This window comes from Micromonospora sp. NPDC049203 (assembly GCF_043197215.1).
Classification (GTDB): domain Bacteria; phylum Actinomycetota; class Actinomycetes; order Mycobacteriales; family Micromonosporaceae; genus Micromonospora.
This window is the reverse complement of sequence record NZ_JBICSV010000004.1, coordinates 542,339-560,431: the sequence shown is the minus strand read 5'-3', so window position 1 is coordinate 560,431 and position 18,093 is coordinate 542,339. Positions and strand designations below refer to the sequence as shown.

The window sequence follows — 18,093 nt, the reverse complement described above, 5'->3', positions numbered from 1 at the left end:
CCCGGTGCCCGCCGGGCGGCCGACCGGGCCGGTCAGGGACGCCAGCCGTACACCCGCTCCACCGCGAGCCGCAGGACCACCCGCCCGTCGGCCACCATGGCGGCCCGGTACTCGGCCCAGTCCGGGTGCTCGCCCCGGATCCGCCGGTAGACCTCGACCAGTTCCTCGACCGTGGCGTCGTCGGTGGCGGCGGCCGGCCGGGTGAGCGTCACGGTGCCCTCGGCCACCGCGTACGCCCCGCCGTCGGCGGTGGTGACGTGGAAGCTGGCCCGGGAGTCGCGACGCAGGTTGCGCACCTTCGCCCGGTCGCCGGTGGTGGAGCAGCGGATCAGACCCGGCTCGGCCAGGTAGTCGAGGTTCGACAGCTGGGGCCGGCCGTCCCGGCGCAGCGTGGCGAGCACCCCGCGCCCGCGCTCACCGAACAGCTCCCAGAGCCGGGCGCTCACCGCGCTCACCGCGCCACCTCGGACCGCAGCGGCGCGAGCGCGACGGCCAGCCGCGCGAGCCGGTCGAGCATGAGCGCGGCGGCCTCCTCACGGCCGGGGTCGGGTCGCAGCTCACCCGACTCGTCCAGCGCCTGCCGCAGGAAGACGACCACCTGGTCGTTGACCGGCGTCATGTTCAACGTGGTCACCACCTGCTTGATCATCTGCACCGCACGCAGGCCCCCGGAGGTCATGCCGTAGCTGACGAAGCCGACCGGCTTGTGCTGCCACTCGTGGTAGAGGTAGTCGATCGCGTTCTTCAACGGCGCGCTGAAGCCGTAGTTGTACTCCGGCATGACCAGGACGAAGGCGTCCGCCGCGTCGATCTCGGCACTCCAGGCGCGGGTGTGCTCGTGCAGGTAGTCCCGTTCGGACGGGTGCTGCGGCTCGTCGTGGAAGGGCAACCCGATCTCGGCCAGGTCGACCAGGCGTACCTCGTCGAAGCCGGCGTGGCGGACGGCGGCGGCGGTGAACCAGTCACCGATGCGACGGCCGACCCGGCCGGGGCGGGTGCTGGCGACGACGACGTTCAGGCGGGGCATGGTGAGGTCACTCCTGTCGGGACGGCGGCCGGGGCCGGCGCGGTGAGCCGGGGAACGAGCCAGGCGACGATCGGCCCGATGCCGATCGCGTAGAGCAGGGTGCCGGGGCCGACGGCACCGCCGAGCAGCCAGCCGACCGTCAGCACCGTCACCTCGATCCCGGTGCGTGCCGGGCCGAGTGGCAGGCCGCGGGCGGCCAGGCCGGTCATCAGCCCGTCCCGCGGACCGGGGCCGAGGCGGGCGCCGAGGTAGAGCGCGGTGGCGAGGCCGTTGAGCAGGACGCCCGCGACCAGCAGGCCGATCCGGCCGGCGAGCGGGTCGACCGGCGGCAGCAGGGCAAGCGTCGCGTCGAGGGCCAGGCCGACGAGCGCGACGTTCGCGACGGTGCCGACGCCCGGGCGTTGCCGCAGCGGGATCCACAGCAGCAGCACCAGCAGCGCCACGCCGTTTACCAGCAGGCCCATCGGCAGGCCGGTGCGGTCGGCGAGGCCCTGGTGCAGCACGTCCCAGGACGCGAGCCCGAGGTCGGCGCGGACCATCAGCGCGACGCTGCCGCCGAACAGGGCCAGGCCGGCCGACAGCCGCACCAGCCGGGACGGCAGTTTGGTTGACATGTCATCAACCTAGGCCGCAACTTGGTGACATGTCAACAACACCGGTAGGATCGGTCTGTGGACGAACCCCGCTGGCTGGACGAGCAGGAGGACCGCGCGTGGCGCGGCTACCGCCGCATGCGCCGCCTGCTCGACCTGGAACTGGCCCGGGAGCTGATGCAGGACGCCGGGCTCTCCGAGCCCGACTACGACGTCCTGAGCGACCTCTCCGAGACCCCGGAGCAGCGGCTACGGCTCAGCGAGCTGGCAGACCGGATGCTCTGGTCCCGCAGCCGCCTGTCCCACCATATCTCCCGCATGCAGCAACGCGGCCTGGTCACCCGGGAGGAGTGCGCCACCGACGGCCGCGGCTCGGTCGTCGTGCTCACCCCGGCCGGGCGCCGGGCCGTCGAGGCCGCCGCGCCGGGGCACGTGGCAGCCGTCCGCCGGCACCTGATCGACCGGCTCACCCCGGCCGAGGTGTCCGCGCTCGGCACGCTCAGCCAGCGCGTGATCGGCCACCTCACCGGCCGCCCGGCTGCGGAGCACTGAGCCGTGGACGATCGCATCCTCGACCGGCTGCGCTGCCCGGTCTGCGCCGAACCGCTCACCGAGACCACCGCCGGCACCGCACGCGCGCTGCGCTGCCCGCGCGGGCACAGCTTCGACATGGCCCGGCAGGGATACGTCAACCTGCTCGCCGGCCGCGCCCCGCACAGCGGGGACAGCGCCGAGATGGTCGCCGCCCGCGCCGGCTTCCTCGCCGCCGGCCACTACGACACCGTCGCCGCCGCGCTCGCGACCACAGCGGTACGCGTCGCGGGCGTCGAGCCGTACCCCCTGGTCGTCGATGCCGGCGCCGGGACCGGGCATTACCTCGCGGCGGTGCTGGCGGCGCTGCCGGACGCCGCCGGCCTGGCCCTGGACGTCTCCAAGCCGGCGCTGCGCCGCGCAGCCAAGGCCCACCCGCGGGCCGCCGCCGCGCTGGCCGACACCTGGCAGCGACTACCGCTGGCCGACCGGTCCACCGCCGTGCTGCTGAACGTGTTCGCGCCGCGCAACGGCCCGGAGTTCCACCGGGTGCTCGACCCCGGCGGCGCGCTGCTCGTGGTCACCCCGGCCGCCGACCACCTGACCGAACTCGTCGACGCGCTGGACCTGCTGCGGGTGGACCCGGACAAGGCCGAGCGGGTTGCCGGGAGCCTCGGCGCCCACTTCACCGAGGAGTCCGCCACCGGGCACCGGGCCCGGCTCGCGCTGACCCGCGCCGAGGTCGCCACGCTCGTCGGGATGGGACCGAGCGCCTGGCACGCCGACCCGGAACGGCTCGCCGCGCGCATCGCCACGCTGCCCGAACCGGTGCCGGTCACGCTCTCGGTCCGGCTCGGCGTGCACCGCCCGCGCTGACCGCGCTCAGGTGGACAGGTCGACCTCTTCCCAGCCCGGCGGCTCCTCGTGGTACGGCCCGCGCAGCACCACCGCCCACTCCAGCGCCCACCGGCGCTGCCCGATCGCGTTGGCGTCCACCAGCCCGGGCAGCGGCCCGCCGGCCTTCTCCGTCTCCAGGTACGCCCAGTCCAGGCAGTAGTGCAGGTCGAGCAGGGCCGCCGCGTCGCCCGGATGCTGCGGCGCGGCCAGGATCCGGGCCTGCCACTGGCCGAACGTCTCCCCCGCGACCAGGTTCGGCATCCGCTCGACCAGCCGCTCGTCCACCGGCACCGTCGGGTCCAGCTCCTTCGCCAGCCCGAGCACCCAGGCCAGCGAGAACAGGGCGTCGTGGTGCAGCACGAACGACCTGTGGTCACCCCGGCCGCCCATCACGAACTGCCACTCCGGCGGCGTCACCGAGTCGACCAGGTGCGACTCCAGCAGCCAGCCCATCGCCGCCTGCGCGGGCATCCCGAAGCAGCGGGCCAGGATCACGTGCAGGACCGCTATCCGGGCCTCGATCTCCGCTGTCGGACGCAGCTCGATCTCGTCGTCCGGCTCCCACACCAGCGGGAACTGTGGCGGTGGCAGCGGAAGGCCCAGCCGGGACAACTCGTCCAGGCTCGCCTCCCGGACGGCCCGGGGGTCGGGAGCGGGTACGCGCACGGTCAGTCCCTGTCTGTTCGGGTCCTCGCCGGTCGGTCCCCCCTGGCCTGGGAGGATAGCGACTCCGACCGGGGCGGCACCATGGCCCTCAGCCGATCCGCTCGACGACGAGCGGCGTCGCCTCCGGCGCGTCCGGCGCCACCCGCACCGCGGCGCGTGCCTCGGCCAGCGCGGCGGGCATCCGCTCGGCGTGCTCGGCGCGCAGCTCGAACAGCGGGTCGCCGACCCGCACCCGGTCACCGCGGCGCTTGTGCAGCACCACGCCCGCCGGGATGCTCACCGGGTCCTCCTTGCGGGCCCGGCCGGCGCCGAGCCGCCAGGCGGCCACCCCGATCGCGTACGCGTCGACCTCGGCGACCCAGCCGTCCTCGGTCGCGGTGACCACCTCGACCTCGTTCGCGACGGGCATCGGGGCGTCCGGGTCACCGCCCTGCGCCCGGATCATCGTGCGCCAGGCGTCCATCGCCCGCCCGTCGCGCAGCGCGGTGGCCGGGTCGGCGTCCGGCAGGCCGGCCGCGTCGAGCATCTCCCGTGCCAGCGCCAGCGTCAGCTCCACCACGTCGGCCGGGCCGCCACCGGCGAGCACCTCCACCGACTCGGTCACCTCGACGGCGTTGCCCACTGCGAGGCCGAGCGGGGTGGTCATGTCGGTGAGCAGGGCGACGGTCCGTACGCCGTGCGCGCCGCCCAGTTCGACCATGGTGCGGGCCAGCTCGCGGGCGTCGTCGACGTTCTTCATGAACGCGCCGGAGCCGACCTTCACGTCGAGCACCAGCGCGCCGGTTCCCTCGGCGATCTTCTTGCTCATGATCGAGCTGGCGATCAGCGGGATCGCCTCGACGGTGCCGGTGACGTCGCGCAGCGCGTACAGCTTGCGGTCGGCCGGGGCGAGCCCGTCGCCGGCCGCGCAGATCACCGCGCCCACGTCGCGGAGCTGGGCGATGAACTCGTCGTTCGTGAGCGCCGCCCGCCAGCCCGGGATCGACTCCAGCTTGTCCAGCGTGCCGCCGGTGTGGCCCAGGCCCCGGCCGGACAGCTGCGGCACCGCCGCGCCGCAGGCGGCCACCAGCGGGGTCAGCGGCAGGGTGATCTTGTCACCGACGCCGCCGGTGGAGTGCTTGTCCACTGTCGGCCGGGACACCGGCGACAGGTCGAGCCGCTCGCCGCTGGCGATCATGGCGGCGGTCCACCGGGCGATCTCCGGAGCGGTCATGCCGCGCAGCAGGATCGCCATGGCCAGCGCCGACATCTGCTCGTCGGCGACCAGGCCCCTGGTGTACGCGTCGACCACCCAGTCGATCTGCCCGTCGCTCAGCACACCCCCGTCCCGCTTGGCCCGAATGACATCAACCGCCGTAAAAGCACTCACCTTTGAGTTCCCATCAATAGATCAACAACGTCGGCCGCACTCGCCGCGTTCGGTGCCCACGTCGGGCCGGGGCCGACCGTGCCCGGCGGAGGGATCAAGCCTGACCGCCCGGAGCCGGGCGCGGTCGGCCCCCGGCCCCAACCGCAACCCCCGACTCAACCGGCTCAACCCCAACGAACCGGAATCTCCGTAGGAGGCTCACCCTCACCAGCCCAGAAGATCGTCCCCGAAGCGTCCACCACCACCACGCGCGGCGTCCGCGCCAGCCCCCACTCGATCGCCCCGGCCGGGTCGTCCCAGGTCGAGCCCTCCTCCAGCACGCCGGTCTCGGCGCCGGTCTCACCGGACGACCGCTCCCAGTACGCGGTCCACACCTGCTGCCCGGCCGACAGGTCGGGGTGCACGAACACGGTGCCCCGGCCCCGCCAGGCGGCCAGCCGGTCCGGCACCACAGGCACCGGGTGCTCGCCGGTCACCGCCTCGATGTCGGCCACGTCGAAGGCGTGCGGCAGCAGCTCGGCCATCCGCAACGGCCCGCCCTTCGCCTCGACCAGGCACTCCGGCCCGCCCTGCTCCCAGAGCAACTGCCGGCACCTGCCGCACGGCATCAGCGGCTCACCGGTGGCGTCGACGCAGGACAGCGCCACGATCCGGCCGCCGCCGGTGGCGTGCAGCTGCGAGACCACACCGCACTCGGCGCAGAGGGTGACCCCGTAGCCGGCGTTCTCCACGTTGCAGCCGACCACGACCCGGCCGTCATCGACGAGCGCGGCGGCGCCCACCGGGAACTTCGAGTACGGCACGTAGGCGTGCCGCATCACCTCGGTGGCGGCGGCCCGCAGCCGCTCCCAGTCGATCTCCATCACAATCCCCATTCTGCCCAGTCAACGCCGATCGGTCGCGGTTGCGGCCGGAGACGACGATGCCCGGCGGGTCGCCCCGCCGGGCATCGGTGTCGCGGCGGGCGGTCAGCCCTTGATGTACGGCTTGCCGTCGGCGGCCGGTGCCCGGACCTTGCCGACCAGCCCGGCCACGGCCAGGATCGTCGCCAGGTACGGCAGCATCGCCAGGAACTGGCTCGGGATGCTGCTGCCGATCGCCCCGAGGTAGGTGGCGAGCTGGTCGGCGAAGCCGAAGAAGAGCGCCGCCAGCAGCGCGCCGGTCGGGCTCCACCGGCCGAAGATCAGCGCGGCCAGGGCGATGAAGCCCTTACCGCCGATCATGTTCTTGGTGAACGAGTAGAGCGCCAGCGTGTACGAGGCGCCGCCGACGCCGGCCACCAGACCGGCCAGGATCACGTTGCGGTAGCGCAGCCGCAGCACCTTCACGCCCAGCGTGTCCGCCGCGGTCGGGTGCTCACCCACCGAGCGGGTCCGCAGGCCCCACCGGGTACGGAACAGCGCCAGGTGGATGACCAGCACCAGCAGCAGACCGAGGTAGAGGAAGATGTTGCCCCGGAACAGCGCCGGACCGAGCAGCGGGATGTCGGACAGCAGCGGGATCTCCCAGTTGCCGAACCGGGGCGCGCTGTTGTACTTCGCCGCGTCGGTCTGCATCAGCCGCTCGTAGAGGAAGCCGGTGATGCCGACCGCGAGCAGGTTGAGCACGATGCCCATGACCACCTGGTCGACCAGGTAGCGGATGGAGAACACGGCCAGCAGGAACGAGATGAACGCGCCGCCGACGGCGGCGGCCACCAGACCCACCCAGACGCTGCCGGACATGCTGCCGAACAGCGCACCGGAGAACGCGCCCATCAGGAGCTGGCCCTCGATCGCCACGTTCACCACGCCGGAACGCTCGCAGAGCACACCGGCGAGCGCACCGAAGATCAGCGGCAGGGCCAGGATGAACGTGCCGCGGACGACGTTCACCAGCGGCATGAAGTTGCGCCCCTCGGGCGCGGCGGAGACCTGCCAGCACAGGAAGCTCAGCACGAAGGCGACCAGCCCGGCACCGAGCAGCAGCATGAACCAGCGCTTGGGCACACCGGCCAGCAGCGCGCCTCCGGCCGCGGCGGTGATCAGCCCGAACAGGATCGCGCCGACCGTACCGTTGATCTCCAGGGCGGCCCCGCCCTCGGTCTCACTGAGCGTGAACCGCGCGTGCTGGTCGGTCGCGAGCGCGCCGAACAGCACCGCCGCGAGCACACCGAGCGCCAGCAGGACCGCGCCGATCTTCCGGTTACGGGTCCAGAAACCCTCGTCGACCGCGGTAACGGCGACCTCGGGGACAGCGGTGGTGGACATGCTCACCAGCCCTTCGCGAGGCTCGTCTGCAACCGGGCGGCGCGGGCCGCCCGGAGCTGGAAGATCGTCTTCACCAGGGCAGGCGCGGCGATGAAGATGACGATGAGCGCCTGGAGCACGGTGACCAGTTCCAGCGAGATGCCGGAGTAGGACTGCATCCGGTTGCCGCCGGCCTGGAGCGCGCCGAACAGCAGCGCGGCCAGGAGGACGCCCCACGGCTTCACGCGGCCGAGCAGCGCGACCAGGATGCCGTCGAAGCCGATCTGCGCGATCACCAGCGGGGTCAGCGCGGTGGCGGTGGTGCCGAGCACCATGGTCGAGCCGCCGAGACCGGCAAGCATGCCGGCGAACACCATCACCAGGACGTACGTCTTCGTGACGCTGATGCCGGCGGTCCGGGCCGCGTCCGGGTTCGCGCCCACGGCCCGCAGCTCGAAGCCGAGCGTGGAGCGGTTGAGCAGCCAGGCGATGAACCAGGTGGCCGCCACCGCGAGCAGGATGCCGGCGTGCACCCGCAGGTCGTCGCCGAGCAGGCGGGGCAGCTGCGCGGTGGACTCGACCGGCTTGCTGATCGCGTCCGACCGGTTCGGGTTCTGCACCCCGTTCTGGACGATGATCCAGGACAGGAAGTAGACCGCCACGTAGTTGAGCATGATCGTGTTGATCACCTCGTGCGCGCCCGCCCGTGCCTTCAGGATGCCGGGGATGAAGCCCCAGAGCGCGCCGCCGAGCGCGCCGGCGATCAGCGCCACCAGCAGGTGCACGACGGGCGGCAGCGGCAGCGCGAAGCCGGCCACGGCGGCCAGGATGACGGCGATCGTCGCCTGTCCCTGGGCGCCGATGTTGAACAGGCCGCCGCGGAAGGCCAGCGCCACCGACAGACCGGTGAAGACGAGCGGCGCGGCGTAGGTGAGCGTCTCCGAGATCGGGCTCAGGGCGGCGGTGAAGCCGACCGCTTCCGGATCGAAGATCGCGCCCTTGAACAGGTTCGCGTACGCCTCGCTGACCACCGTCCAGCTGGCGTTCAGCGCGTCCGAGGGGCGAGCCGTGATGTAGCTGTAGGTGGCCAGCACCTCCGGGTCGGACACGATGATCAGCACCGCGCCGACCACCATGGCCAGCAGCACCGCGAGCACTGTCACGGTGACCGTGTTGGCCGCCCAGAGGTTGTCCAGGAACATCCGGCCCATGCCGGGGCGGGATTCTCCCGCCGGGGCCGGCTTCTTCGCGGTCGCGGTGGCGGGCACCGTCTGCTCGGTGTCACCGGCCGGTTGCGTCGGCGTCGCCCGGGCCTCGCTCAGCGACTCCTGCGCCTCGGTCGCCGGTTCCTTGTCCGGGGAGCCCGAGACGGGGTTCGGGTTGGTCATGCCTCGTCCTCGTTGCCAGGGCCGTCGTCGGTCGCGGTGGCGGCGTCCGGGGTGGCGGCGTCCGGGGTGGCGGCGTCCGGGGTGATGCCGGCCATCAGCAGGCCGATCTCCTCGCGCGGGGTGTCCGGGCCGACGACGCCGATGATCCGCCCGCGGTACATGACCGCGATCCGGTCGGCCAGGCCGATCACCTCGTCCAGCTCACTGGAGACCACCATGACCGCGGTACCGATGTCCCGCTCGCGGATGACCCGGCTGTGGATGAACTCGATCGAGCCGACGTCCACGCCCCGGGTGGGCTGGGCCGCGATGAAGAGCTTCAGCGGCCGGGACAGCTCCCGCGCCACGATCACCTTCTGCTGGTTGCCGCCGGAGAGCGTGCCGACCGCCGCGTCGGCCGAGGAGGTACGGACGTCGAACTGCTCGATCCGTTCCCGGGCCGACTTCGCGATGGCCTCGGGCTTGAGCGACAGGCCCTTGCCGAAGGGCGGCCGGTCGTAGATGTCCAGCACCAGGTTCTCCGCCACGGAGAACTCCTTGACCAGGCCGTCCACGCTGCGGTCCTCCGGCACGTAGCCGACGCCGGCGTGGAGCACCTTCTTCGTCGACCAGCCGGACGTCGGCTCGCCGTCGAGGCTGATCGTGCCGGCGAGCGTCGGGCGCAGGCCCATGATCGCCTCGATCAGCTCGGTCTGGCCGTTGCCCTGCACGCCCGCCACGCCGAGCACCTCACCGGCGTGCACTGTCAGGTCGACGCCGTCGACAGCGCGTACCTGCCGGTCGTCGTCCACAACCAGGCCGGCGACCTCCAGGACCGGCCTGCCCGGCGTGGCCGGCTTCTTGTCCACCGTCAGCCGGACGCTGCGTCCCACCATCAGCGCGGCCAGTTCGTCCCGGCTGGCGCTCGGCTCGGCGGTGCCGACCGTCTTCCCGCGCCGGATCACGGTGATCCGGTCGGCGATGGCCTTCACCTCGCCCAGCTTGTGGGTGATGAACACGATCGACTTGCCGGCGGCCTTGAGCGACCGCATGACCGTGAGCAGCTCCTCGGTCTCCTGCGGGGTGAGCACGGCGGTCGGCTCGTCGAGGATCAGCAGGTCGACGTCGCGGGTGAGGGCCTTGACGATCTCCACCCGCTGCTGGATGCCGACCGGCAGGTCCTCGATCACCGCGTCCGGGTCGACCCGCAGGTTGTACCGCTCGGACACCTCGGCGACCTCGCGCCGGGCCCGTCGCCGGTCGAGGATGCCGGCGAACGGCCCCCTGACCTGCTCGGCGCCGAGCATCACGTTCTCGGCCACGGTGAAGACCGGCACGAGCATGAAGTGCTGGTGCACCATCCCGATCCCGGCGGCGATCGCGTCCGACGGGCCCTTCAGCTTCAGCGGCTTGCCGTCGACCAGGATCTCGCCCTCGTCCGGCTGGTAGAGGCCGTAGAGCACGTTCATCAGGGTCGACTTGCCGGCGCCGTTCTCGCCGAGCAGGGCGTGGATCTCTCCAGGCTCCACCGTCAGGTCGATGTGGTCGTTGGCGACCAGATCACCGAACCGTTTGGTGATGCCGCGCAGTTCGAGTCTCAGCGCAACCTCCTGGAGTGCGAGCGATGGTGCAGCGTAGCGACCTGCCGCGCCGCCACCGCGCCGGGTGGGGATGTTCGGGGGATTCAAGGTGATCGGCCGCCCCGGCGCCGGGGTTCGGGACCCCGTTGCGCCGGGACGGCCGGATCGTCATGCCTGGTGCCCGCCGGCCCTCGCTGCCGATGATGGCATCGCGGCGGCCGGCGGGACTGTCACTTGGTCGGCTGGGCCTTCGAGGTGACAGTGATGGTGCCGGCGGCGATGTCCGTCTTGATCTTGTCGACCTCGGCCTTCAGGTCCGCCGGGACCTTGCTGTCGAAGTCGTGGTACGGGGCGATCGAGACGCCGTTGTTGGCGAGCGTGCCCACGAAGCCCGGCGTGGCCTGGAGCTTCTCGCCACCGGCGGCCTTCAGAGCGGCCTCCTTGACGGCGTCCGGGATGTTCTTGACCACGGTGGTCAGGATCGCCGAGCAGTCCGGGGTGCTCTCGCAGCCGTCGATGTCCACCCAGACGACCGAGTACTTGCCGCCCGAGGCCTTGGCCGCGGAGGTGGTGCCGAGACCGGCGCCACCGGCGACCGGCATCACGATGTCGGCGCCCTGCGCGACGAGCGCGTCGGAGACCTTCTTGCCCTCGTCCTGCTTCTCGAACGAGTTGGCGAAGGAGCCCTTCTGGGTGGCCTTGTCCCAGCCCAGCACCTGGACGTTCTTGCTCTTGGCCTTGTTGTAGTACGCCACGCCGTCGGCGAAGCCGTCCATGAAGATGGTGACCGGCGGGATCGGCAGGCCGCCGTAGGTGCCGACCTTGCCGGACTTGCTCATCCCGGCGGCCAGGTAGCCGGCCTGGAACCCGGCCTGCGCGGTGTCGAACTGCATCGGGTAGACGTTCGACACACCCGGGTTGGCGTCGACGATGGCGAACTGCTGGTTCGGGTTCTTCTCAGCCGCCGCCTTGGTGGCGTCCGACATCAGGCCACCGACGGCCAGGATGAAGTCGCACTTCTGGTTGACGAACCCGGTCAGGTTGACCTCGTAGTCAGCCTCGGCCTTCGACTGGACGTACTTGATGTCGATCTTGTCGTTCTCCTTCTGCGCCTCCTGCAGGCCCTTCCAGGCCGAGGCGTTGAAGGACTTGTCGTCGACGCCGCCGACGTCGGTCACCATGCAGGCGCTGAACTTCTTGCCGCCGTCGCCGCCGGCGTTGTTGTCGTCGTCCGGAGCCTCACCACACGCGGCAGCGCCCAGCACGAGTCCACCCGCCACGATGGCGGAGGCGATCCGCATCCCACGCACAGAGCGCAAGACGTCTCCTTCCCCTTGCACCCGCGTCGTGCGCGGTGTGCAGCCCTTGCGCCGGCGTGCGATGTGCCGCCGGCGTCCCACGTTACGGACGGGAGCGTACGCCCGCGCCCACCCACCGGCCGACAATCGTGCACGACTGTTGAGCGTCCGTTACCTCGGTGTAACCCTTGCGTGGGGCACGTCACTTATCCGGCCGGTGGGCGTGCGCGATGGTGTCGCGAACGTCCGTTTTCCCGAGCTTCCCCGACGCCTGGCGGACTAACGCCAGAACACCGCGACGGCCGCGTTGACCAGCGTCAACCCGACGATCGCGAGGAAGTGGCCACGGTTGACGGTCTCCCGCTTCCGGGAGAAGAAGACCATGACGAAGATGACCAGCGCGAGCACCAACTTGGTAACAAGTTTCGCCGGCGCCGGCTCGTCGCCGTCACGCAGCGGGGCGGACAGCCCGATGCCGGTGAGGACCTGGATGATCGCGCCCCAGAGCATGGCCGCGTTGATCCGCAGCCGGCCGCTGACGTACTGGGCGATCCCACCGCCGAGCAGCAACGCGAAACCGATCAGATGGACGTAGAGAAGAATCAGTCGAAGAGCTTCCACGCGTCCCATCCTCCCTCATCAACGACGCTTTGTAGTAATGACCCGGCCGAGCTGCCGTCATACCGTGACCACCTCCCCCGCGATCTTGCGGTTACCGCCCCGACACAACGGGCGAAAGCCGCGCCACAAGGGCCGCAACCGCAAGATCGCGAGAGGTCAGGGCTGGTGCAGGCGCCAGACCTGGAAGGTGGGGCCGTCGGCGGGGAGGATCACCGCGTCCTCGGCATCGGGGTGGAGGGCGGGGGCGTCGCCGTAGACGTTCTCGGCGGCGGGCAGGCCGGCCAGGCGGACCCGGGTGCCGGGGGCGCGTCTCGCCAGCACCAGCACCGTCGACCCGGGCGCCTCGCGCAGGAAGACGAGCGTGTCCGCGTCCGCGTGCACCCACCGCAGGCCGCCGTGCCGCAGCGCCGGCTCGTCGCGGCGCAGCGTCAGCAACGCACGGTACGCGTCGAACGTGCGCCGGTCCCAGCTCTGGGGCCGGTGCCACGGCATCGGGGTACGCGAGCCCTCCCCGTTCGTACCGGTCAGGCCCAGCTCGTCCCCGGCGAAGACCACAGGCGTGCCGGGCATCGTGGCGAGCAGCCCGGCCGCCACCTCCTGCCGGGCCGCGTCGCCGACCACGGTGCGGATCCGGGCCGAGTCGTGCGAGCCGAGCAGCTGCCACGAGTGCGTGTACGACCGCCACGACACCAGCGACCGGTAGGTGTTCATGGTGGCGAGCACCGCGTCCGCGTCGCGCCGCCGGACCCCGCCCGGGGTGCCGAGGAAGTTCGGCACCGGGTCGTCGCCGTGACGCAGCCAGGACCAGACCGGGTCGGTGAAGCCGACGTAGTTCATCGTCCCGTGCCAGCCGTCGCGGTCCAGGTCACCGGTGTGGTCGTGGCCGTGCTCGGCCAGCAGCAGGCCGTCCGGCCGGGTTTCGGCGACCACCTCGCGCAGCAGCCGCGCCACCTCGTGGGTGTACGCGTCCGCGCCGCGCCGGCCGGTCATGTTCGCCACGTCGACACGCCAGCCGTCCAGCCCGTACGGCGGGCGCAGCCAGCGGCGCAGCAGCGAGTCCTCGGCGGTGGCGAACCGTCGGCGCAGCTCCGCGCTGCCCCAGTTGAGCTTGGGCAGCGACTTCACCCCGTTCCACGACTCGTAGTCGCCGCCGGCCAGGTCGAAGTAGTACAGGTCGCGTTCCGGCGCGTGCACGTCGGAGACGGCGGCGGTGAACCAGTCGTGGGCGTCGCCGGTGTGGTTGCTGGTGATGTCGCCGAGCAGCCGCCAGCCCCGGGCGCGCACCGCGTCGGCGAGCCGGGCCAGCGCCGCGTCGCCGCCGAGCAGCGGGTCGACGGTGTCGAAGCTCGACGCGTCGTACCTGTGGTTGGAACGGGCCGGGAAGACCGGCGTGAGGTAGACGGTGTTGACGCCGAGCCGGTCCAGGTGGTCCAGGCGCTCGGTGATCCCGTCGAGGTCGCCGCCGTAGAACTGCCGGGGCGTCTCCGGGCCGCGTCCGATGACAGGGGTGTCCCAGTCGCATCCGATGGCCCAGTCCGGCACGGTCCGGCCATCGGCGGCGGCCGAGCGGGCGAACCGGTCCGGGAAGATCTGGTAGATCACCGCGTCGCGGGCCCAGGCCGGCGGCGGAGCGTAGCTGACCAGCTTGAAGTCGCCGTTGTCGGGCACGTCGTGCCCGGCCAGGCCGGCGGCGTTCAGCCAGCGGGTGCCGCGTTCGCCGTCGAGCAGGAAGCGGTAGTTGCTGACCGGGTTACGGACCTCGACGTCGGCCCGCCACCACACGTCGCCGCCGTCGGTGCGGTCGATCCGTGCCTCGGCGAAGCGCGGTTCGCCGTCGCCTGTAGTGCGCACGTGCACCTGGGAGACGCCGGTGCCGGCCGGGACCCGGACGAGGACCGGCACCGTCTGCCCGAGCGCGGGCTCCTGCTCCGGGACGTAGGTGGCGGAACCGTCGTGGTGCGGCTGAAGGGACATGGTGCTGCCTTTCGCGTCGTACCGACAGGGAGAGGGGCGGGCACCCGCCGCGGCCGGTTTCACCCGACCGCGGCGGTCCGCCCGAGAACCGCTCCGGTGTACGCCGACACGACGCCCTTGCCGCAGCGTGAGCCGAGGAGGCTCAGCCCTTTACCGCTCCGGAGGTGAGCCCGGAGACGATGTAGCGCTGGAGCAGCTGGAACACCAGCACCGTCGGGATCGCGGTGAGCAGCGTGCCCGCCGCGAACATCCCGAAGTTGTTGTTGCGCTCGCCCGCGACCAGGCCGAACATGCCGACCGCGAGGGTCTTCGACTCGGGTTCGGTGAGGAACACGTTGGCGATGATGAACTCGTTGATCGACCCGATGAACGCGAGCAGGCCGGTCACCGCCAGGATCGGCGCCACCAGCGGCAGCATGATCCGGAAGAAGACCTGCACGTGCGACGCGCCGTCCATGGTGGCCGACTCGTCCAGCTCCTTCGGCAGCGTGTCGAAGAAGCCCTTCATCAGCCAGGTGTTCGCACCCAGCGCGCCACCCATGTAGAGCAGGAACAGGCCCCACGGGGTGTTGAACCCGATCGCCGGGTAGAGGTCGGTGAGCGTGGTGAAGATCAGGAAGATCGCCACGATCGCCAGGAACTGCGGGAACATCTGGATCAGCAGCAGTGCCAGCAGGCCGACCCGGCGCCCGGCGAAACGCATCCGGGAGAACGCGTACGCCGCGAGCGACGACAGGAAGATCGACGCGAAGCTGGCCACGCCCGCGAGCAGCAGCGAGTTGAGGAACCAGTGGCCGAACGCGGTGTTGTCGAACAGGTTGGTGAAGTTCTCCAGCGACGCCCCGGTCGGCAGCAGCTCGGTGGAGGAGAGCGTGCCGAGCGGGTTGAACGCCGCCGAGATCACGAACAGGATCGGGAAGAGGCTGAACGCCACAGCCACCACTCCGACCAGGTGCCGCCAGCCCACCTGGGCGAACCAGCGGCTGCGCGAGCGGCGGGCCGGCGTGCGGGTGCCAGTGGGTGCGGGCGTCTCCGCGATGGTGGTCACGAGTACACCTCCTCCTGCTTGCGGGTCCGCCGGAAGCTGATCGCCGACACCGTCGCCACGATCGCGAAGATGAAGATCGAGACGGTGGCGGCCAGGCCGAACTCGGCGCCCTGCGCGCCGAACGCGAGCCGGTACGTGTAGGTGATCAGCAGGTCGGTGGCGCCGTTCGTCGGGTTGTCCGGCGCGAACGGGCCGCCCTCGGTGGTGAACAGGATCGCGTTGACGTTGTTGAAGTTGTAGGCGAACGACGCGATCAGCAGCGGCGACAGCGCCACCAGCAGCAGCGGCAGGGTGACCGCCCGGAACGACTGCCAGGGCGACGCGCCGTCGACCGAGGTCGCCTCGGTCAGCTCCCGGGGGATGGCCTGCAACGCGCCGGTGGCCACCAGGAACATGTACGGGTAGCCGAGCCACAACTGCACCAGCAGCACGGCGATCCGGGCGGACCAGTTGCCGCCGAACCAGTCGACGTTCAGCCCGAACAGGTTGTTGAGCAGACCGAAGTCCGTGTTGAACATGTCCCGCCAGATCAACAGCATGGCGAACGACGGCATGGCGTACGGCAGGATCAGCACCATCCGGTAGAGGTTGGTGCCGCGCATCCGGGGTGAGTGCAGCGCGAGCGCGATGGCCATGCCGAGCAGGAAGGTCAGCCCGGTGGAGCCGATCGCGAACGCGAAGTTCCAGGCCAGCGTGCCGAAGAACGGGCCGGAGATGTTCGGGTCGGTGAGCACGGCGCTGAAGTTCTTCAGCCCGACGTCGACCTTCCAGCCCTGGGCGAGACGCTCGCCGTCGGCGGCGACGAAGGAGCCGGACCTCTCGTCCGCGGTCCACGTCTTGCCGGTCTCGCTGTCCTTGACGCAGTCGCATCCGGCGTCGTACGCCCGGATGGCCTTGCCCTCGTACGCCCGGGTCAGGCCGTTGGAGCGGATGGCGCCCTCGTCGGTGGGCACGACGAGCGCGGTGACCGCCTCGCTGCGGGCGCTGGCCTGTCCGATGTTCAGCAGGGTGTAGCCGTCCGCGGCGGTGATCTTGCCGCTGAGGCTGCTCACCTCGACGTCGGCGGCGTCGAGCTTGCGCAGCCCGCCCGCGTCGCCGGCGAAGACCTCCTTGGTCTTCGGGTCGCCGAGCAGGAACACCAGGTCACCGGTCGCCGGGTCGCCGGTGGTGGCGACGGTGAGGTTGTACTCGGTCGAGCCGGGCACCTGCTTCACCGAGGAGGTCTGCACGGCGACGATCGCGTCGTCCTTGCTGCCCCGGTGGCCGTCGCCGAAGTTCGTGAACGCGGTGCTCGCGGTGTAGAGCACCGGGAAGACCTGGAAGGCGATCAGGAAGAGGGTGCCGGGGACCAGGTACTTGGCCGGGATGTGCCGGCGGCTCAGGTAGAGGTAGAACAGGCCGGCGGTGGTGACCGCCAGGACGCCCAGCGCGATCCAGTGCTCGGCCTCGATGAGCGGGAAGGCCGCCCAGATCGCGATCCCGGCCACCAGGCCGAGCAGGATCACCTTGACGACGAGGCCGGTCGCGGTGATCGGCGCGTGTTGCCGCGCGGTACGGGACGTGCGCGGGAGCCCACGGCGTACGGGCTCCCGGCCCGGGGCCTGCGGTGCAGACCCCGGGCCGGACAGCGGCGCGCTCATTACTTGATCTGACCCTGGATGGTCTTGCCGGCGGCCGTGATCGTCTTGGCCGGGTCGGCGCCGCCGATGATGGCGGCCTCCGCCTTGCCGAACGGGTCCCAGATCGCGGCCATGGCCGGGATCGCCGGGAGCACCTGGCCGTTCTTGCCGGCCTCGGAGAACTTGGCCAGGTCCGGGTCCTCGCCCTTGACCTGGTCGAAGGCGGCGGTCAGCGCCGGCGGGCGCGGCTCGGCCTTGTACAGCGCGACGGCCAGCTCGGGCTTGGTCACGTAGTTGGTGACGAACTCCTGGGCCAGGGCCTTGTTCTTGCCCTTGGCGGCCACGTAGAACGCCTGGACGCCCACGAACGGCTGGGCCTCCTTGCCACCGGCGAAGCCGGGGACCGGGGAGATGTCGTAGGAGATGTTGGCCTTCTTGGCGTCGGCCACGGCCCACGGGCCGGAGACCAGGAACGCGCACTTCTTGCCGGTGAAGGTGGCGATGGAGTTCTCGCCGGTGATGGAGCGCTTCAGCGCACCCTCGCCCTTCTCACCCAGCTTGGCGATCTTCTGGAAGGCAGCGATCGACTCCGGCTTGCCCACGCCCAGGTCCTTCGGGTCGTAGTCGCCGTTCGCCGCGGTGCCGAACAGGTAGCCGCCGCCCGAGGTGTAGAGCGGGTAGATGTGGTACGCGTCGCCGTTCTGGCCGGACTGCAGGCACAGGATCTCGCTGGCCTTCTTCTCGGCCTTGAGCTTCTTGCCGGCGGCGACCAGGTCCTCGATCGTCTTCGGCGCCTCGGGGGCCAGCTCGGTGTTACGGATCAGCGCCACGTTCTCGGTGGCGTAGGGCACGCCGTAGAGCTGGCCGTTGAACGTGACCGCCTTGATCGCGGTCTCGTTGAAGCCGGACTTCTGCTCGGCCGGGAGCTGCACCGGGTCGATGGCGCCGTTCTGGACCAGGTTGCCGATCCAGTCGTGCGCGCCGACCACGACGTCCGGGCCGCTGCCCTGCTGCGAGGCGGTGACGAAGTTGGTCTGCAGGTCCTTGGAGACGGCCTGGACCTCGACGGTCACGCCGTTCTCCTTGCCGAACTCCTCGGCGAACGGCTTGAGCGCGGCCGTGCGCTTGTCGTCGGCCCAGATCACCAGCTTGCCGCCGGTCGCCTTGGCGGACTCGCCGGCGGCCGGCTTGTCGTCGCTGCCGCTGTCACCACAGCCGGAGGCGGCGAGCGCCAGGCCGAGGACGGCGACCACACCCGCGGTACGGATGCGCATC

Annotated in this window: 17 protein-coding genes; 2 read left to right on the top strand and 15 right to left on the bottom strand. The window is 71.3% G+C overall.

Annotation, left to right across the window (positions count from 1 at the left end; translation table 11 throughout):
• Nucleotides 1–32 precede the first annotated feature (32 nt).
• Genes ACGFIA_RS15145 through ACGFIA_RS15135 form a run of 3 tightly spaced genes read right to left on the bottom strand, consistent with a single transcriptional unit; the run spans nt 33 to nt 1,641 of the window.
• Nucleotides 33–455 carry a PPOX class F420-dependent oxidoreductase gene (locus tag ACGFIA_RS15145; protein WP_393260373.1) on the bottom strand — a complete coding sequence of 141 codons (423 nt, stop codon included), beginning with the start codon at nt 453–455 and terminating at the stop codon, nt 33–35.
• The gene (locus ACGFIA_RS15140) at nt 452–1,027 is read right to left on the bottom strand and encodes an NADPH-dependent FMN reductase (RefSeq protein WP_393260371.1); all 576 of its coding nucleotides are present in this window, start codon (nt 1,025–1,027) and stop codon (nt 452–454) included. The genes ACGFIA_RS15145 and ACGFIA_RS15140 overlap by 4 nt, the downstream gene beginning before the upstream one ends.
• Nucleotides 1,015–1,641, bottom strand: a complete 627-nt coding sequence (locus ACGFIA_RS15135; protein ID WP_357381468.1) for a hypothetical protein — start codon at nt 1,639–1,641, stop codon at nt 1,015–1,017. The genes ACGFIA_RS15140 and ACGFIA_RS15135 overlap by 13 nt, the downstream gene beginning before the upstream one ends.
• Before the next feature lie 57 nt (nt 1,642–1,698).
• Between ACGFIA_RS15135 and ACGFIA_RS15130 the strand changes: the two genes are divergently transcribed.
• Entirely contained in the window at nt 1,699–2,172 is a 474-nt protein-coding gene (locus ACGFIA_RS15130) for a MarR family transcriptional regulator (RefSeq protein ID WP_357381466.1), read from the top strand.
• Nucleotides 2,173–2,175: 3 nt separating this feature from the next.
• Entirely contained in the window at nt 2,176–3,027 is an 852-nt protein-coding gene (locus ACGFIA_RS15125; protein WP_393260366.1) for a putative RNA methyltransferase, read from the top strand.
• Nucleotides 3,028–3,033: 6 nt separating this feature from the next.
• On the opposite strand, the gene ACGFIA_RS15120 is transcribed toward ACGFIA_RS15125, so the two are convergent.
• From ACGFIA_RS15120 to ACGFIA_RS15065, 12 genes are all read right to left on the bottom strand, one after another.
• Entirely contained in the window at nt 3,034–3,714 is a 681-nt protein-coding gene (locus ACGFIA_RS15120) for a DUF4272 domain-containing protein (protein WP_393260363.1), read from the bottom strand.
• Between the two features lie 88 nt (nt 3,715–3,802).
• Nucleotides 3,803–5,083: a thymidine phosphorylase gene (locus ACGFIA_RS15115; RefSeq protein ID WP_393260360.1), complete on the bottom strand. Its 1,281-nt coding sequence runs from the start codon at nt 5,081–5,083 to the stop codon at nt 3,803–3,805.
• A 164-nt stretch (nt 5,084–5,247) separates the two neighbouring features.
• Complete coding sequence (locus tag ACGFIA_RS15110) at nt 5,248–5,958, bottom strand: cytidine deaminase (protein ID WP_357381458.1); 711 nt, start codon at nt 5,956–5,958, stop codon at nt 5,248–5,250.
• Between the two features lie 93 nt (nt 5,959–6,051).
• Nucleotides 6,052–7,332 (bottom strand): ABC transporter permease, encoded by a 1,281-nt coding sequence (locus tag ACGFIA_RS15105; protein WP_393260357.1) that lies wholly within the window; start codon nt 7,330–7,332, stop codon nt 6,052–6,054.
• Between the two features lie 2 nt (nt 7,333–7,334).
• On the bottom strand, nt 7,335–8,522 hold the full coding sequence (locus ACGFIA_RS15100) for an ABC transporter permease (protein ID WP_393260470.1): 1,188 nt from the start codon (nt 8,520–8,522) through the stop codon (nt 7,335–7,337).
• Between the two features lie 173 nt (nt 8,523–8,695).
• Entirely contained in the window at nt 8,696–10,366 is a 1,671-nt protein-coding gene (locus ACGFIA_RS15095; RefSeq protein WP_393260354.1) for an ABC transporter ATP-binding protein, read from the bottom strand.
• Nucleotides 10,367–10,488: 122 nt separating this feature from the next.
• A complete protein-coding gene (locus ACGFIA_RS15090) occupies nt 10,489–11,559 on the bottom strand; it encodes a BMP family protein (protein WP_393260468.1) in 1,071 nt (356 codons plus the stop codon).
• Nucleotides 11,560–11,835: 276 nt separating this feature from the next.
• Entirely contained in the window at nt 11,836–12,177 is a 342-nt protein-coding gene (locus ACGFIA_RS15085) for a hypothetical protein (RefSeq protein WP_357381450.1), read from the bottom strand.
• 156 nt (nt 12,178–12,333) lie between these two features.
• Nucleotides 12,334–14,151 carry a glycoside hydrolase family 13 protein gene (locus ACGFIA_RS15080; protein WP_393260351.1) on the bottom strand — a complete coding sequence of 606 codons (1,818 nt, stop codon included), beginning with the start codon at nt 14,149–14,151 and terminating at the stop codon, nt 12,334–12,336.
• A gap of 142 nt (nt 14,152–14,293) precedes the next feature.
• On the bottom strand, nt 14,294–15,199 hold the full coding sequence (locus tag ACGFIA_RS15075) for a sugar ABC transporter permease (RefSeq protein ID WP_393260348.1): 906 nt from the start codon (nt 15,197–15,199) through the stop codon (nt 14,294–14,296).
• Nucleotides 15,196–16,839, bottom strand: coding sequence for an ABC transporter permease subunit (locus tag ACGFIA_RS15070; RefSeq protein ID WP_357381444.1), 1,644 nt, complete (start codon nt 16,837–16,839; stop codon nt 15,196–15,198). Before ACGFIA_RS15070 ends, ACGFIA_RS15075 begins: the two co-directional genes overlap by 4 nt.
• Nucleotides 16,839–18,092 carry a maltose ABC transporter substrate-binding protein gene (locus tag ACGFIA_RS15065; protein WP_013283972.1) on the bottom strand — a complete coding sequence of 418 codons (1,254 nt, stop codon included), beginning with the start codon at nt 18,090–18,092 and terminating at the stop codon, nt 16,839–16,841. Before ACGFIA_RS15065 ends, ACGFIA_RS15070 begins: the two co-directional genes overlap by 1 nt.
• Between the last annotated feature and the right edge of the window lies 1 nt (nt 18,093).

Bases quoted from the DNA above. Each gene is read 5' to 3' on its own strand.
- ACGFIA_RS15080 (WP_393260351.1), bottom strand. From the start codon at position 14,151: ATGTCCCTTCAGCCGCACCACGACGGTTCCGCCACCTACGTCCCGGAG.
- ACGFIA_RS15105 (WP_393260357.1), bottom strand. From the start codon at position 7,332: ATGTCCACCACCGCTGTCCCCGAGGTCGCCGTTACCGCGGTCGACGAG.
- ACGFIA_RS15140 (WP_393260371.1), bottom strand. From the start codon at position 1,027: ATGCCCCGCCTGAACGTCGTCGTCGCCAGCACCCGCCCCGGCCGGGTC.
- ACGFIA_RS15065 (WP_013283972.1), bottom strand. From the start codon at position 18,092: ATGCGCATCCGTACCGCGGGTGTGGTCGCCGTCCTCGGCCTGGCGCTC.
- ACGFIA_RS15090 (WP_393260468.1), bottom strand. From the start codon at position 11,559: ATGCGGATCGCCTCCGCCATCGTGGCGGGTGGACTCGTGCTGGGCGCT.
- ACGFIA_RS15110 (WP_357381458.1), bottom strand. From the start codon at position 5,958: ATGGGGATTGTGATGGAGATCGACTGGGAGCGGCTGCGGGCCGCCGCC.
- ACGFIA_RS15070 (WP_357381444.1), bottom strand. From the start codon at position 16,839: ATGAGCGCGCCGCTGTCCGGCCCGGGGTCTGCACCGCAGGCCCCGGGC.
- ACGFIA_RS15135 (WP_357381468.1), bottom strand. From the start codon at position 1,641: ATGTCAACCAAACTGCCGTCCCGGCTGGTGCGGCTGTCGGCCGGCCTG.
- ACGFIA_RS15100 (WP_393260470.1), bottom strand. From the start codon at position 8,522: ATGGGCCGGATGTTCCTGGACAACCTCTGGGCGGCCAACACGGTCACC.